Origin of the sequence: Micromonospora sp. WMMA1976, assembly GCF_027497335.1 — a bacterium.
Taxonomy (GTDB): domain Bacteria; phylum Actinomycetota; class Actinomycetes; order Mycobacteriales; family Micromonosporaceae; genus Micromonospora; species Micromonospora aurantiaca.
In genome coordinates this window covers 1,046,190-1,062,265 of record NZ_CP114912.1, presented here as the reverse complement: position 1 = coordinate 1,062,265, position 16,076 = coordinate 1,046,190, and the positions used below count along the sequence as shown (strand labels likewise).

Sequence of the window (16,076 nt, the reverse complement as noted above, 5' to 3'; positions counted from 1 at the left end):
ACGGCCGGCGGGGACGGACGAACGCCCCGCCGGCCGTTACCGTGTCGGATGTGGACGCCCCGCAGAGCCCCTTCCCCACCCTGTTCAACTTCCGCGACGTCGGCGGATACGCCGCTCGGGACGGGCGCATGGTCCGCCGCGGCCGGCTCTACCGCTCCGACTCGCTGCACCGCATCGACGAGACCGACCGGAGCGCGTTCACCGCGCTCGGCATCCGCACCGTCATCGACCTGCGCCGGCCGTCCGAGGTGGAACGCGACGGGCGGGTGCCCGACTACGACGGGCTGACCTACCGGCACATCCACCCCGAGCACGCCGACTGGGGCGCGAACCGGTTCGACGCCTCCGGCGTCAGCCTGGCCCGCTACCTGGCCGACCGGTACGCCGATCTGGCGCGTACCGGCACCGCCGGGCTCGGCGAGGCGGTCGGGTTGATCGCGGACAGCGCCAACGCCCCGGTGGTGGTGCACTGCGTCGCCGGGAAGGACCGCACCGGCATCGTCTGCGCGCTCACGCTCTCCGTGCTCGGGGTGCCCGACGAGGACGTGGTAGCCGACTACGCGCTCAGCACCGCCGCGTCGCGGCGCTTCACCGCGTGGGTCCGGGCCACGCTGCCGGACGCGGAGGAACCACCGCCGCCGTTCCTGGAGTCACCGGCCGAGACGATGGAGCTGTTCCTCACCGAGTTGCGCACCGGCTACGGCTCGGTCGAGGGCTACCTGACCCACGCGGGCGTCACCGAGGCGCAGCTGGATTCCCTGCGCACCCACCTGCTGGACTGACGCCGCCGCGGTGAGCAGGGAGCGGAATCCCTGCTCACCGCGAAGGGCCGTCAGAGGACCCGGGTGACCCAGCCGTGCGGGTCGGCGGCGCGGCCGCGCTGGATGTCGACGAGCTTCTGCCGCAACGCCATCGTGGCCCGGCCCGGCTCGCCGCCGCCGATGAGGAACTCGCCGTCGGGGAAGCGCACGCCGCCGATCGGGGTGATCACGGCGGCGGTGCCGCAGGCGAACACCTCGCGCAGCCGGCCACTCGCCGCGTCGGCCCGCCAGTCGTCGAAACTGACCGGCGCCTCCCGCACCTCGTGCCCGGCCTCGGCGGCCAGCGCGAGGATCGCGTCGCGGGTGATGCCCGGCAGGATCGTGCCGCCCAGCGGCGGGGTGACGATGCTGCCGTCGTCGTAGACGAAGAAGACGTTCATGCCGCCCAGTTCGTCGACGTACCGCCGTTCGACCGCGTCCAGGAAGACCACCTGGTCGCAGCCGGCCTCGATCGCCTCGGCCTGCGCGGCGAGCGAGGCGGCGTAGTTGCCGCCACACTTGGCCGCGCCGGTACCGCCGGGCGCGGCCCGGGTGTAGTCCGGCGAGACCCAGACCGTCACCGGCTTCACGCCACCGGCGAAGTACGCCCCGGCCGGCGAGGCGATCACGCAGTAGAGGTACTCGTTGGCCGGGCGGACGCCGAGGAAGACCTCGCTGGCGAACATGAACGGCCGCAGGTAGAGGCTGGCGTCCTCGTGCTCCGGGATCCACGCCTGGTCGATCTCGACCAGCCGGCGCAGCGACTCCACGAACGTCGCCTCCGGCAGCTCCGGCATGGCCAGCCGGCGGGCCGACGCGGCGAACCGGGCCGCGTTGGCCTCGGGACGGAACATCGTCACCGCGTCACCGGTTCGGTACGCCTTCAGCCCCTCGAAGATCTCCTGCGCGTAGTGCAGTACGGCCGCGGCCGGGTCCATCGGGATCGGCGCCCGCGCCTCCAGGCGGGCGTCGTACCAGCCCTTGCCCTCGGCGTAGCGGATCGTGACCATGTGATCGGTGAAGACCCGGCCGAAGCCGGGGTTCGCCAGCAGGGCGGCCCGGTCGGCGGCGGATACCGGCGCGGGATTCGGACGGATCTCGAAATCGAGCATGTCACCACCGCTCATCGCGCTGACCTCCCTGCGGGTTGACGGCATGCGGGATCGCACACCGACGTCACTGGTGCCAGAAAACTTACCCCGAACGGTCGTTCAGCGGATAGCTCCGCCCCGGCGGAGACGACGCGCCGGACGGTCGGGGTGGCCCGGTGACGGGTCTGGCGGCCCGGTACCGGGCCGCCAGCAGGGTCGGCCCGGTCAGGCTACGGCGTACGCGGCGAGCCGGTCGCCGACCTCCTCGGTACGCAGCGGCGTCCCCGGCGTACGCGCGGCCAACTCGGCGCCGACCGCGGCGGTGACCCGGGCGGCGGCGTCGGGGTGGCCGAGCTGGTCGAGCAGCAGCGCGGCGGACAGCACCGCGGCGACCGGGTCGGCGACGCCCTGGCCGGCGATGTCCGGCGCCGAGCCGTGCACCGGCTCGAACATCGACGGGTAGCGCCCCTCGGGGTTGATGCAGCCGCTGGCCGCGAGCCCGATTCCACCGGTCACGGCGGCGGCGATGTCGGTGAGGATGTCGCCGAACAGGTTGTCCGTGACCACCACGTCGTACCGCGCCGGGTTCGTCACCAGGAACATCGCGGCGGCGTCGATGTGCTGGTACTCGGTGGTCACGTCCGGGTGCTCGGCGGCCACCGCGGCGAACGCGCGCGCCCACAGCGACCCGGCGTGGGTGAGCACGTTCGTCTTGTGCACGAGCGTGACCTTGCGCCGCTCCCGGCGGCCGGCCCGGGCGAACGCGTCCCGGATCACCCGCTCGACGCCGTGCCGGGTGTTCAGGCTCTCCTCGGTGGCCACCTCGGCCGGGGTGTCCCGGTGCAGCGCGCCGCCGGCGCCCGCGTACAGCCCCTCGGTGCCCTCGCGGACCACCACGAGGTCGACCTCGCCGGGCTTGACCGCGGCCAGCGGACCGGCCACGCCGGGCCAGAGCCGGGACGGGCGCAGGTTGACGTACTGGTCGAAGGCGAACCGGAGCTTGAGCAGCAGACCGCGCTCCAGCACTCCCGGCGGCACGGTGGGGTCGCCCACCGCGCCGAGCAGGATGGCGTCGTGGCCGGCCAGCTCGTCGAGGACGGAGTCGGGCAGCACCTCGCCGGTGCGGTGGTAACGTGCCGCGCCGAGGTCGTACTCGGTGGCCTCGATCCCGGGCACCACCGCGTCGAGGACCTTGCGGGCCTGCGCGACCACCTCGGGTCCGATGCCGTCGCCGGCCACCACCGCGATGTGTGCCACCTGGCGCTCCTCGTCTCGTCGTTAGGCGCAACCGTACGTCGCCGTCCCGGCCCCCGGTACGAATCTTCCATCATCCGGGACGGCGAATCACAGGAGGCTCCCAGCCGGCACTCATGCTGCGGTCATCTCCACTGCTTAGGGTCGGATTCACCGGGTCGACGGGGGCCCGGAATCCGGCACCGCCGCGACGCGGCGGCGACCACCGAGGGGGCAGGTGTCATGCGGATCGAGCACCGGCGGGCCCACTGGGCGGACGAACAACCACGTACCCGCTGGGTCGACCAGTCCGCGTTCCGCCCGCTCCGGCCGGACCTGCACCTGGGTGCCACGAAGCACCGTGTCGAGCGGGCCGGCACCTCCGCGTCCGGGCGGATCAGCGTCCGGCACACCGTCACCACCTCGACCGCCGACTACACCATGCTGCTCAACGCGCCGGAGTGGTTCGGCCACCGGGCGGTGAGCGAGGCGCTGCGCGACGCCGTCGCCGAGCTGCGCGCCGTCGACCTCACCTACGGCCCGAACCGGCCGGACAGCCTCGTCTCCCGGCTGCGCCGCGACGAGATCAGCCCCGACTCGTACCCCCCGCTGGCCGACCTGATCGACCTCTGCGCCGCGATGCGGGCGGCCACCGACGGCTGGTTCGACGCCTGGGCCGTGCCCGGCGGCTTCGACCCGGGCGGCCTGCTCGGCGGCTGGGCGGTGGAGCGGGCCGCGGCGCGGTTGCGCGCCGCCGGCATCCACGACTACGCCGTGCTCAGCGGCGCCGACCTGACGGTACGCGGACACGCCGCCCACGGCGGACCGTGGCGCGTCGCCGTGCACCACCCGACGGACACCCGCCGGACACCTGTCGTGATGGAGATGACGACGGGCGCGGTCGGCACCTCGGGCGTCACCGGTCGGCGCGGGCACGTCGTCGACCCGCACACCGGCGAGCCGACCGACCGGCTGGTGGCCGCCACCGTGTTCGGCCCGAACCTCGCAGTCGCCGACGCCTACGCCACCGCCCTGTACGCCGCCGGACCGGCCGGGCTGGCCTGGTTCCGTCACGACTCGGACTACCGGCCGCTGTTCGCGCACCACCGGCGCTGATCTGCGCTCGGCGGGGGAGCGCGATCGGCCCCCACGGTCTCGGCAACGACCGTGAGGGCCGGTCAGCGACGAGTGCGCGTGGCTCGCGCAATCGAGGGGTGCGGGCCGAGGGGCCGGGCGCCCGACCACGCCACCCGAAGACGGGCCGGGGATCGACTCAGCGGAAACCGCATCGGTACGCTAGCGAATCGACGCAACTCGAGGCAAGAGTCTCCACAGCGGACGCCCGGTGAACGATGTCGGCAATCAGCGGTGAACGCCCGGTGGGGCAGAGGTGACGGGCCGGGCGCGGGATGGCACGCTGTCCGCCGTGAGTTTCGATCTGAGCGTGTGGGCCCTGCCGGACGGGGCGACACCGGAGCAGGTGCGGGCGGCGGTGCAGCAGTGCCGCGAGGGCTGGCACGGCAAGCAGCAACCCGACCCGAGGCTGGTCGCCTTTTACCGGACGATCACGGCGAGCTACCCCGACGGTCCGACCCGGCCGGGTACGCCCTGGGAGGCGCCGCTGCACACGGCCGCCGACCACATCGAGATGAACCTGAACCCGACCTGCCCGGACCAGGTCCTGCTGGACATCGAACGGCTGGCCGGCGAACACGACCTGATGCTCTTCGACGCGCAGGACGGCTCGGTCTACCCGCCACCGGCCCGCGTGCGTTCCTGACCGGCCGGGACGACGAAGGGCCCGGCCGCATCCGGCCGGGCCCCGATGTGTCCTGTTCGGACTACACGTCGCGCAGGTCGGCCGCGCTGGCCGCGACCGCGCCGATCGAGTCGGCGGCGGAGGTGAGCAGGTCGGCGCCGAGCGCCTGGTCGACGGTGAGCGTCATCAGCGTCTCGCCACCGGCCTCGCGGCGGGCCACCTGCATGGCGGCGATGTTGACGCCGGCCTCGCCGAGCAGCGTGCCGACGGTGCCGACCACGCCGGGCCGGTCGGCGTAGCGCAGGAAGACCAGGATGCCCTCCGCACCGATCTCCACGTCGAAACCGTCCACCTCGGTCAGCTTGAACACGTCGCGGGTGCCGGTGTGCGCCACGGTGCCGGAGACGCGGACGGTACGCCCGTCCGGCAGCGCCCCGCGTACGGTCACCAGGTTCGGGTGGTCGACGGTCTCGCCCGGCGTGGCCAGCGTGACCTCGACGCCCCGCTCGGCGGCCAGGTGCGGCGCGTTGACGTAGGTGACCTGCTCCTCCACCACGGAGCTGAACAGGCCCTTGGTCGCGGCGAGCTTGAGCACCGACACGTCGTGGGCGGCGATCTCGCCGCGCACCTCGACGGTGACGCTGGCGGCCACCCCGCCGGCCAGGGCGGTGAACGCCCGGCCCAGCCGCTCGGCCAGCGGCAGCAGCGGGCGGACGTCCTCGGCGACCACGCCGCCGGCCTGCACGTTCACCGCGTCCGGGACGAACTCGCCCTGGAGCGCGAGCTTGACGCTCTTGGCCACCGCGAGACCGGCCTTGTCCTGCGCCTCGTTCGTGGAGGCGCCCAGGTGCGGGGTGGCCACCACGTTGTCGAAGGCGAACAGCGGCGAGGAGGTGCACGGCTCCTTGGCGTACACGTCGACACCGGCGCCGGCGACCCGGCCCTCCGCGATCGCGTCGGCGAGCGCCTGCTCGTCGACCAGGCCGCCGCGGGCGGCGTTGACGATCCGGACGCCCGGCTTGACGATCGCCAGCTCCTTCTCGCCGATCAGGCCGACCGTCTCCGGCGTCTTCGGCAGGTGGATCGAGATGAAGTCGCTCTCCCGCAGCAGCTCCTCCAGCCCGACCAGGCGGACGCCGAGCTGGGCGGCGCGGGCCGGCTGGATGTACGGGTCGTACGCGATCAGCCGGGTGCCGAACGCGGCGATACGCTGCGCGAAGAGCACGCCGATGCGGCCGAGACCGACCACGCCCACGGTCTTGCCCTGGATCTCGACGCCGGTGTACTTGGACCGCTTCCACTCCCCCGCCTTGAGCGCGGCACTGGCGCTGGCGGTGTTGCGGGCGACCGCGAGCAGCAGCGCGACGGCCTGCTCGGCGGCGGAGACGATGTTCGAGGTGGGCGCGTTGACGACCATGACGCCCCGGGCGGTGGCGGCCGGCACCTCGACGTTGTCCAGGCCGACGCCGGCCCGGGCGACCACCTTCAGCCGCGGCGCGGCGGCGATCGCCTCGGCGTCGATCTGGGTGGCGCTGCGTACGATCACCGCGTCGGCCTCGGAGAGGGCGGAGAGCAGAGCGGGGCGGTCGGTGCCGTCCACGTGGCGCACGTCGAAGTCGTGCGCGAGCACCTCGATGGCGGCGGGGGCGAGTTCTTCGGCGATCAGTACGACAGGATTCATCGGTCCTCGTAGACGCTCGGTAATGGTTCGGCCTGGGGCGCGGGGACGCCGCGCTGCGCCCTGCGCCGATCCGTGCCACGGCCGTCGGGTGCGCTCGGGCACCACACCAAGGATGGTAGGTGCCTGCCCGCTCTCCGGGTCCCGGACTGCGGGGTGAGCGCCCTCACACAGGTCCGTCGCACGCCTGTCATCCCCTGTTCACCGGGGGCGGTGCGGGACGAGGCGTTACTCACCGTGTCCCAGCACGTGAACGAACGGCGGCCCGCGGCCCGACGCCGGGGAGAGCGTCGGGTCGCGGGCCGCACGTGGGGAGGGCTCAGGCGGTCTCGGTGATCGGCCGGTCGACCCAGCTCATCATGCCGCGCAGCTTCCGCCCGGTCTCCTCGATCGGGTGCGCCGCGCCCTCGGCCTGCCACTTGGCGAAGTTCGGCCGGCCGGCCTCGTCCTCGGCCACCCACTCGCGGGCGAACTCGCCGGACTGGATCTCGCCGAGGATCTTGCGCATCTCGTCCTTGACCCGGGAGTCGATCACGCGCGGGCCGCGGGACAGGTCGCCGTACTCGGCGGTGTCGGAGATGCTGTAGCGCATCCGGGCGATGCCGCCCTCGTACATCAGGTCGACGATGAGCTTCAGCTCGTGCAGGCACTCGAAGTAGGCCACCTCGGGCGCGTAGCCGGCCTCGGTGAGCACCTCGAAACCGGTCTGCACCAGCGCCGCCGCGCCACCGCACAGCACCGCCTGCTCGCCGAACAGGTCGGTCTCGGTCTCCTCGGTGAACGTGGTCCGGATCGCACCGGCCCGGGTGCCGCCGATCGCCTTGGCGTACGCCAGGGCCAGGCCGAACGCGTTGCCGCTGGCGTCCTGCTCGACGGCGACCAGGCAGGGCACGCCCTTGCCGTCGACGTACTGGCGGCGGACCAGGTGACCGGGGCCCTTCGGGGCGACCATCGCCACGTCCACGTCGGCCGGGGGCTTGATCAGGCCGTACCGGATGTTGAAGCCGTGCCCGAAGAACAGCGCCTTGCCCGCGGCCAGGTTCGGCGCGATGGCCTCGGCGTAGATGTGCCGCTGGGCGGTGTCCGGCGCCAGGATCATGATCACGTCGGCCTCGGCCGCCGCCTCGGCCGGGGTGAGCACCCGCAAGCCCTGCTCCTCCGCCTTCGGCCGGCTCTTCGACCCGGCGGGCAGGCCGATCACCACGTCGACACCGGAGTCGCGCAGCGACAGCGCGTGCGCGTGGCCCTGGCTGCCGTACCCGATCACGGCGACCTTGCGGCCCTGGATCAGGCCCAGGTCGGCGTCGTCGTCGTAGAACACCTCAACGCTCATTGACTTCCCTTTCGTACGGCGGTGCCCGTCGGCCCGTCGAAAAACTTGTGGGTACGGATCAGGCGGCGCGCAGGGCCGGGCCGGCGGTGATGGCCCGCGAACCCCGCCCGATCGCCACGGTGCCGGACTGGACCATCTCCTTGATGCCGAACGGCTCCAGGTCGCGCAGCAGCGCGTCGAGCTTGTCCGGCGTGCCGGTCGCCTCGATGGTCAGCGTGTCCGGCGCGACGTCGACAACCCGGGCGCGGAACAGGCCGACCGTCTCCAGCACCTGGGCGCGGGCCGCGCGGTCCGCGCGGACCTTGACCAGCAGCAGCTCGCGTGCCACCGACACCTGCGGGTCCAGCTCCACGATCTTGAGGACGTTCACCAGCTTGTTGAGCTGCTTGGTCACCTGCTCCAGCGGCGAGGACTCGGCGTTGACCACGATGGTGATGCGGGAGACGTCCGGGTTCTCGGTCTCGCCGACGGCGAGGCTGTCGATGTTGAACCCGCGCCGGGAGAACAGCCCGGAGACCCGGGCCAGGACACCCGGCTTGTTCTCCACCAGCACGGACAGCGTGTGCATAGTCATCTAGAGTTCGTCCTCGTCGAACGCGGGGCGCACACCCCTGGCGAACATGATCTCGTCATTGCTGGTGCCGGCGGCGACCATCGGCCAGACCATCGCGTCCTTGCCGACCACGAAGTCGATGACCACCGGCGCGTCGTTGATCGCCATGGCCGCCTCGATGGTCTTGTCCACGTCGGCCGCGTTCTCGCAGCGCAGGCCGACGCAGCCGAGCGCCTCGGCGAGCTTGACGAAGTCCGGGATGCGGTGCTTGTGGGTGCCCAGCTCGGTGTTGGAGTAGCGCTCCCCGTAGAACAGGGTCTGCCACTGCCGCACCATGCCCAGGTTGCCGTTGTTGATCACGGCGACCTTGATCGGGATGCCCTCCAGCGCGCAGGTGGCCAGCTCCTGGTTGGTCATCTGGAAGCAGCCGTCGCCGTCGACCGCCCACACCGTGGTGTCCGGCTTGCCGACCTTGGCGCCCATCGCGGCCGGGACGGCGTAGCCCATCGTGCCCAGGCCACCGGAGTTGAGCCAGGTGTGCGGCTTCTCGTACGAGATGAACTGGCTGGCCCACATCTGGTGCTGGCCGACGCCCGCCACGTAGACCGCGTCCGGGCCGGCGATCTCGCCCAGCCGCTTGATCACGTACTGCGGGGAGAGCGTGCCGTCGGCCGGCTCCTCGAAGCCCAGCGGGTACCGCTCGCGCAGGTCGTCGAGCTGGGCCCACCAGCCGGTCAGGTCGGCCGGCGGGTGGGCGGCCTGCTCGGCGGTGACGGCGGCGATCAGCTCGTCGATCACGTGCCGCGCGTCGCCCACGATCGGGACGTCCGCGTGCCGGTTCTTGCCGATCTCGGCCGGGTCGATGTCGGCGTGCACGACTGTCGCGTCCGGCGCGAACGAGTCCAGCTTGCCGGTCACCCGGTCGTCGAAGCGGGCGCCCAGCGCCACGATCAGGTCGGCCTTCTGCAGGCCGTAGACCGCGGCGACGGTGCCGTGCATGCCGGGCATGCCCAGGTGCTGGCGGTGCGAGTCGGGGAACGCGCCCAGTGCCATCAGCGTGGTGACCACCGGGATGCCGGTCTGCTCGGCCAGCTTGCGCAGCCCCTCGGTGGCGCCGGCCTTGAGCACGCCGCCGCCGACGTAGAGGACCGGACGGCGGGCGCCGGTCATCAGCCGGGCCGCCTCGCGGATCTGCTTGCCGTGCGGGTGCAGCGTCGGCCGGTAGCCGGGCAGGTCGAGCGTGGGCGGCCAGGAGAAGGTCGCCGGCGCCTGGAGCACGTCCTTGGGGATGTCGACGAGCACCGGGCCGGGGCGGCCGGTCGCGGCCAGGTGGAACGCCTCGGCCAGCACGCGGGGGATCTCGTCGGCGGTCTGCACCAGGAAGTTGTGCTTGGTGATCGGCAGCGTGATGCCCTGGATGTCCGCCTCCTGGAAGGCGTCGGTGCCGATCGACGGCCGGGCCACCTGCCCGGTGATGGCCACCATCGGGACCGAGTCCATGTACGCGTCCGCGATCGGCGTCACCAGGTTCGTCGCGCCCGGACCGGAGGTGGCGATGCACACGCCGACCCGGCCGGTGGCCTGCGCGTAGCCGGTGGCCGCGTGCCCGGCGCCCTGCTCGTGGCGGACCAGGATGTGCCGGACCGTGGAGTCGTAGAGCGGGTCGTAGGCGGGCAGGATCGCGCCGCCCGGAATGCCGAAGACCACGTCGACGCCGAGCGCCTCCAACGACCGCACGAGCGAACCGGCGCCCGAGACCTGCGCGGTGGCGGGCTCCCGTACGGGCGTCTCGGTGGTGGCGGCCGCCGGGACGGTACGGCCGGGGCGGGCGGCGGGGTCGGAGTCACCGGCCGCGCCGGTGCCGGAGCGGGCACGGCGGGCGGAGTGGGCGAGGGTCTCTGGCGTGGGTCTCGTCATGGCGGTTCAAGCCTTCGGAAGTGAGTGGGTGACGCGCTTCTCAGGATGGGACGGCGAGGTCCCGGCGATGGTCCGACGGCAACAAAAAAGCCCACGTGCAGGATGCACGGGGCCAGCGCACTCTCGGTGGGAGAGTGCGCTCAGGTAAGTACTCGCGGCGACCGGTTCGACGACATGCGGCTAAGCCTGACGCATCTCACGCGATGAGTCAACTGATCCCACATTTTGGTTCACGGACGTGGGCGTGTCGGTCACCGGCACCCCCTCCGCGACCGGTGCCACCTGCGAAGATCCCTCCATCGGGGGACGCTGCGCGGGCACCGCGGCGGGCGGATTGTTGCGCAGCCTCGGCAGCAGCGGCGACGGGGCGCGGGCCGGCGCGGGCGGCGGCGCCGGCGGCATCGCGGTGTGCCGGTTGCCCGGCGCGGTGGCCGCCTCCAGCATCGCCTCCAGGTGCTCGGCCGGTACGCCCCAGCCGAACAGCGCGCCCTGGCCGAACCGGCACCCGGCGGCCACCACCGCGGCCAGCTCGGTCGGGTTGGTGACGCCCTCGGCGATCACCTCCAGCCCGAGCTGGTGACCCAGGCGCATGACGATGTCGACCATCGGGGCGAACGCCGGGCCGTCCCGCCCGACCGGCCGGACCGGCTCGTGCTCGGCGACCAGACTGTGGTCGATCTTCAGGATGTCGATCGGCAGGCGCCGGAGCTGGCCGAGCGACGAGTAGCCGGCGCCGAAGTCGTCCAGCGCGATCCGCACCCCGGTCAGCCGCAGCGCGGTGAGCCGCCGGATCAGCTCGTCCAGGTCGGTGGCGACCGCGTGCTCGGTCACCTCCAGCACCAGCCGCTGCGGCGGCACGTGGTGCGCGCGCAGCGCGTCGGCGACCTGGACCACGTACTCCGGGGCGTGCAGCTCGCGCGGCGACACGTTCACCGACACCCAGACGTCGTGCCCGTCGGCCAGCCAGCGGGAGAGCTGGAAGCAGGCCTGGTGCAGCACCCACGCGCCGAGCTTGGCGATCATCCCGCACTCCTCGGCGAGCGGGATGAACTCGTCCGGCCGGACGTTGCCCAGCTCCGGGTGCCGCCAGCGCAGCAGCGCCTCCGCGCCGACCGGCCGCACCGACGGCAGCGAGGCCACCGGCTGGAAGACCAGCCGCAGCTCGTCGCGCTCGATCGCACCGCGCAGCTCGTGCTCCATCCGGGTACGCCGGCTCAGCAACTGGTCGTACGTGGCGTCGTAGCGCTCGATCCGGTTCTTGCCCCGCTGCTTGGCGTAGCGCAGCGCCAGGTCGGCGTTGCGCAGCAGCAGCTCGACGTCCTGCTCCCGCTGCCCGGCGGCCACCCCGATGCTCACCGACAGGAAGACCGGCCCGTCCCCCTGCTCGTACGGGCGGCCGAGGACCCCGAGCAGGCGGTCGGCGACCGGGCCGGGGTCGGCCGAACCGTGCATCAGCACCGCGAACTCGTCACCGCCGAGCCGGGCGGCCAGATCACCCGGGCGCAGGTTGCCCCGCAGCCGCCGTCCCACCTCGATCAGCACCGCGTCGCCGACGTCGTGCCCGCGCATGTCGTTGACGTTCTTGAAGCCGTCGAGGTCGAGCCCGAGCAACACGCACGGCATGCCCGCCTCGGCACTGCGGTGCAGGGCGCGCAGCAGCCCGCGCCGGTTCGCCAGCCCGGTCAGCGGGTCGGTGTGCGCCAGCTCGCGGAAGTGCGCCTCGCGCTCGGCGAGCCGGATCGCGTAGCCGCGGACGTCGTTCAGGGCCAGATATTGCCGGGTCACCAGGGCGAACCCCTCGACCGTGCCGGCCACGATCGCATACCCGTCGAACCCGCCGCCCTGCACCAGGTGGTACATCGCGGAGGCGGCCATCGCGAACATGGGCACGAAGGCGTACTCGCCGTCGCGGCGGATGAAGTCGACGTCGAGCTGCGTCAGGTCGGCGCGGCGCCCGGCCACGGCGGTGGCCAGCAGCCCGGCGGCGGTCAGCACCGCGCCGGTGAGCACCATGCCCGGGCCGGCCTGGCAGAGCCCGGCGGACACGGCCAGCCCGCCGGCCGTCACCGCTGTCGCGCCGGCCGCGAGCAGCGTGAGCCACCCGCGCGGCGGCGCGACCCGCAGCACGACGATCACGGTGAGCCCGGTGGTGAGCGCCGCGCTGACCGTCGCCAGCACGATCGGCAGGCAGGCGACCGGGGTGGCGTCGCCGAGCAGCCGGGTCGGCTCGCTGATCGCCACCCAGCCGACGAACCAGAGCGCACTGCCCATGATCAGGCCGTCGAGCAGCAGCCGGGCGGTGGCCGCCCGGGACGCGGCCGCGCCGGGCAGCCGCAGCACGGCGGCGCCGAGACCGAGCGCGGCGAGCGTCGTGCCGACGGCGACCAGGATCGCCCAACCGGTCCGCTGGCCCTGCCGGTGCGCCCAGTGGTCACCGGCGGCCAGCAGACCGCCGAGGCCGACCAGGAGGCTGAACAGAGCGGCCCCGGCGGCGACCGCGAGCAGCAGGTGAGCCGGCCGGCGGGGGCCGGTGCGGCGCCGCACCGAGGCGGCGAGCAGCACGGCGGCGCCGGCCGCGGCGATCCCGCTCAACACCGCGACGGTGACCATCCCCGGGGACGACTGCACGCGTCAACTCTGCCGGATGAGCGCCTCCCGTGGGGCACCGGGTGTGCAACTGTTGGGACACAGGGTGCGTGCGGCGGGGTCGCCGCGCGGATGGTGTCAGACTGGTTGTCATGCCTGAGCTGCGGTCGAGGACCTCCACCCACGGTCGGACGATGGCCGGCGCCCGGGCCCTCTGGCGGGCCACCGGGATGACCGACGACGACTTCGGCAAGCCGATCGTCGCCATCGCGAACAGTTTCACCCAGTTCGTACCCGGTCACGTCCACCTCAAGGACCTCGGCGGCCTGGTCGCCGACGCGGTGGCCGAGGCCGGCGGCGTCGGCCGGGAGTTCAACACGATCGCCGTGGACGACGGCATCGCCATGGGCCACGGCGGCATGCTCTACTCCCTGCCCAGCCGGGAGCTGATCGCCGACGCGGTGGAGTACATGGTCAACGCGCACTGCGCGGACGCCCTGGTCTGCATCTCCAACTGCGACAAGATCACCCCGGGCATGCTGCTCGCCGCGCTGCGGCTCAACATCCCGACGGTCTTCGTCTCCGGCGGCCCGATGGAGGCCGGCAAGACGGTGGCGATCGAGGGCGTGGTGCACTCCAAGATCGACCTGATCGACGCCATGATCGCCTCCTCCAACGAGGCGGTCACCGACGACCAGCTCGGCGAGATCGAGCGCTCCGCGTGCCCGACCTGCGGCTCCTGCTCCGGCATGTTCACCGCCAACTCGATGAACTGCCTCACCGAGGCGATCGGCCTGGCGCTGCCGGGCAACGGTTCGACGCTCGCCACCCACGCCGCGCGGCGGTCGCTGTTCGTCGAGGCCGGGCGCACCGTCGTCGAGATCGCCAAGCAGTGGTACGAGAACGACGACGCCTCGGTGCTGCCGCGCTCGATCGCCGGCCGGGAGGCGTTCGAGAACGCGATCGCCCTCGACGTGGCGATGGGCGGCTCCACGAACACCGTGCTGCACCTGCTCGCCGCCGCCCGCGAGGCGGAGCTGGACTTCGGCGTCGCCGACATCGACGCGATCTCCCGCCGGGTGCCGTGCCTGGCCAAGGTCGCCCCGAACTCCCCGAACTACCACATGGAGGACGTGCACCGGGCCGGCGGCATCCCGGCCATCCTCGGTGAGCTGGACCGCGCCGGGCTGCTGCACCGCGACGTGCGCGCGGTGCACTCCCCCAGTCTCGACGAGTGGCTGGCCGACTGGGACGTGCGCGGCGGCGCGGCCACGCGCGAGGCGGTCGAGCTGTTCCACGCCGCGCCGGGCGGGGTGCGCACCACCGAGCCGTTCTCCACCACCAACCGCTGGTCGTCGCTGGACACCGACGCGGCCGGCGGCTGCATCAGGGACCGGGAGCACGCGTACAGCGCGGACGGCGGCCTGGCCATCCTGCACGGCAACCTCGCGCCGGCCGGCTGCGTGGTGAAGACCGCCGGCGTGCCCGAGGAGTGCCTGACGTTCCGCGGCCCGGCCAAGGTCTACGAGTCGCAGGACGACGCGGTGACCGCGATCCTCGCCAAGGAGATCGTCGCCGGGGACGTGGTGGTGATCCGGTACGAGGGCCCGAAGGGCGGCCCCGGCATGCAGGAGATGCTCTACCCCACCTCGTTCCTCAAGGGCCGTGGGCTGGGCCGCTCCTGCGCGCTGCTCACCGACGGCCGGTTCTCCGGCGGCACCTCCGGCCTGTCCATCGGGCACGTCTCCCCGGAGGCGGCCTCGGGTGGGCTGATCGCGCTGGTCCGCGACGGCGACGAGATCGTCATCGACATCCCGGGCCGGTCGATCGAGCTGAACGTGCCCGCCGACGAGCTGGAGGCACGCCGGGTGGCCGAGGAGAAGCGGGACCGCCCGTACACCCCGGTCGACCGGCAGCGCCCGGTGTCGGCGGCGCTGCGCGCGTACGCGTCGATGGCGACCTCGGCCAGCGACGGCGCCTACCGCCGCGTCCCGGAGTGAGCAACGCGGGGCTCTGCGGCAGGGCCCCGCGCGACGCCCGCCGCCGGTAGGGTCCGGCGGCGTGGAGACGACGGTGAGCTACGCGCGACTGGTCCGGCCCGCGATCGACCGGGTGTACGTGGGCGCCCGCTGGGGAGCCCGCGCCCGGATGGAGGCCTTCTACGCCGAGCGGGGCTGCACACTCGGCGCGGAGAACAGCTTCTTCTCCGGTGTGCTGGCCCGGCCGATGCCCGCCGAGGCGCTGGCCGACGGCCTGATCTACACGTCCGGCAGCATGGACGAGGAACTGGAGCAGGGCATCGTCGTCCGGGACGCCGACGGCGCCTGGCACCTCACCGACCTGGGCCGCGAGCTGACGCTGTTCGCCCAGCGGGCCAGCGGTGAGGCAGCCGAGGAACTGTGGTCGACGCTGCCCGGCGTGCTGCCCGGCCTGAGCATCGTGCCCCGCCTCGCCGACCTGGTCGGCCGGGTGCTGACGCACGCGCATGCCACCGGCGGGCCGGTGTTCCGGGCGATGTCCCCGCCGTACGAGCCGGAGGGCGCCTCCCCGGCGCTGCTGCTCGTCACCCGGCTGGGCTCGCTGCGCCACCACCGCGCCGACGCGCACCGGGCCGCGTGGCGGGCCGCCGGGCTGACCGCCGACGAGATCCGGACGCTGCCGGACGGGCCGGAGCGCGCGGCGATCGAGGCGGACACCGACCGCCGCGACGAGCCGGCGTACGCGGTCCTCACCGAGGCCGAGCGGTGGGAACTGCTGGCCGGCCTCGCCGCCCTGCCCAACTAGGCGTCCACCGGGCGTACGTCGTCGTGGCGGTCCACGGTGTGGCCGGCGCGGGTTACGCGCAGCGTCACCGCCCGGCCGGCGTGCGCGGCAGCCAGCCGGACCAGCGCGGGCACCGGGTCGGTGAGCGGCTCGCGGGCCGCCGAGGCGGGCACCGGCAGCGGCTCGTGCGCGTCGGTCGGGACCAGCTCGCTCAGGTCGTCGGCCAGGTGGGTGAGGCAGTCGTCGAGCGCCGCCGCGAGGCTTGGCCGGTCGGGCAGCTCGTCCGGGTGCACCGGGGCGTCGCGCAGCCGGAGCACCACCGACCACCACCGACCGTCCGGCCAAAACGGATGACCGCCGCAC

At 73.2% G+C, this 16,076-nt stretch carries 13 protein-coding genes; 5 read left to right on the top strand and 8 right to left on the bottom strand.

Annotated elements, in window-relative coordinates; all coding sequences use genetic code 11:
* Positions 1-41: 41 nt before the first annotated feature.
* On the top strand, positions 42-782 hold the full coding sequence (locus O7546_RS05035) for a tyrosine-protein phosphatase (protein ID WP_269696274.1): 741 nt from the start codon (positions 42-44) through the stop codon (positions 780-782).
* Between the two features lie 50 nt (positions 783-832).
* On the opposite strand, the gene O7546_RS05030 is transcribed toward O7546_RS05035, so the two are convergent.
* Both O7546_RS05030 and O7546_RS05025 read right to left on the bottom strand, forming a co-directional pair.
* A complete protein-coding gene (locus O7546_RS05030; RefSeq protein WP_194799657.1) occupies positions 833-1,927 on the bottom strand; it encodes a branched-chain amino acid aminotransferase in 1,095 nt (364 codons plus the stop codon).
* A gap of 189 nt (positions 1,928-2,116) precedes the next feature.
* Positions 2,117-3,148 (bottom strand): 3-isopropylmalate dehydrogenase, encoded by a 1,032-nt coding sequence (locus O7546_RS05025; protein WP_194799656.1) that lies wholly within the window; start codon positions 3,146-3,148, stop codon positions 2,117-2,119.
* A gap of 219 nt (positions 3,149-3,367) precedes the next feature.
* Here O7546_RS05025 and O7546_RS05020 point away from each other — a divergent pair, with 219 nt between their 5' ends.
* Together O7546_RS05020 and O7546_RS05015 are read left to right on the top strand one after the other, a co-directional pair.
* Positions 3,368-4,240, top strand: coding sequence for an FAD:protein FMN transferase (locus O7546_RS05020; protein ID WP_194799655.1), 873 nt, complete (start codon positions 3,368-3,370; stop codon positions 4,238-4,240).
* A gap of 310 nt (positions 4,241-4,550) precedes the next feature.
* Positions 4,551-4,904, top strand: a complete 354-nt coding sequence (locus O7546_RS05015; RefSeq protein WP_194799654.1) for a hypothetical protein — start codon at positions 4,551-4,553, stop codon at positions 4,902-4,904.
* A gap of 61 nt (positions 4,905-4,965) precedes the next feature.
* Here the strand turns inward: O7546_RS05015 and serA are convergent, their stop codons facing one another.
* The 5 genes from serA to O7546_RS04990 form a co-directional block, all read right to left on the bottom strand.
* Positions 4,966-6,564 (bottom strand): phosphoglycerate dehydrogenase, encoded by a 1,599-nt coding sequence (gene serA / locus O7546_RS05010; protein WP_120571297.1) that lies wholly within the window; start codon positions 6,562-6,564, stop codon positions 4,966-4,968.
* A gap of 316 nt (positions 6,565-6,880) precedes the next feature.
* The gene (gene ilvC / locus O7546_RS05005; protein WP_194799653.1) at positions 6,881-7,894 is read right to left on the bottom strand and encodes a ketol-acid reductoisomerase; all 1,014 of its coding nucleotides are present in this window, start codon (positions 7,892-7,894) and stop codon (positions 6,881-6,883) included.
* A 58-nt stretch (positions 7,895-7,952) separates the two neighbouring features.
* Complete coding sequence (gene ilvN, locus O7546_RS05000) at positions 7,953-8,468, bottom strand: acetolactate synthase small subunit (RefSeq protein WP_013284504.1); 516 nt, start codon at positions 8,466-8,468, stop codon at positions 7,953-7,955.
* A complete protein-coding gene (locus O7546_RS04995; RefSeq protein ID WP_194799652.1) occupies positions 8,469-10,364 on the bottom strand; it encodes an acetolactate synthase large subunit in 1,896 nt (631 codons plus the stop codon). It abuts the gene before it with no gap.
* A 180-nt stretch (positions 10,365-10,544) separates the two neighbouring features.
* The gene (locus O7546_RS04990) at positions 10,545-12,992 is read right to left on the bottom strand and encodes a bifunctional diguanylate cyclase/phosphodiesterase (RefSeq protein ID WP_194799651.1); all 2,448 of its coding nucleotides are present in this window, start codon (positions 12,990-12,992) and stop codon (positions 10,545-10,547) included.
* A gap of 110 nt (positions 12,993-13,102) precedes the next feature.
* On the opposite strand from O7546_RS04990, the gene ilvD reads away from it, so the two are divergent.
* Positions 13,103-14,950: a dihydroxy-acid dehydratase gene (gene ilvD / locus O7546_RS04985; protein ID WP_281600559.1), complete on the top strand. Its 1,848-nt coding sequence runs from the start codon at positions 13,103-13,105 to the stop codon at positions 14,948-14,950.
* Between the two features lie 61 nt (positions 14,951-15,011).
* Complete coding sequence (locus O7546_RS04980; protein WP_281600558.1) at positions 15,012-15,734, top strand: hypothetical protein; 723 nt, start codon at positions 15,012-15,014, stop codon at positions 15,732-15,734.
* Here O7546_RS04980 and O7546_RS04975 read toward each other — a convergent pair.
* Positions 15,731-16,033: a hypothetical protein gene (locus O7546_RS04975; RefSeq protein WP_281600557.1), complete on the bottom strand. Its 303-nt coding sequence runs from the start codon at positions 16,031-16,033 to the stop codon at positions 15,731-15,733. The two genes, O7546_RS04980 and O7546_RS04975, sit on opposite strands and share 4 nt — an antisense overlap.
* Positions 16,034-16,076: the final 43 nt, after the last annotated feature.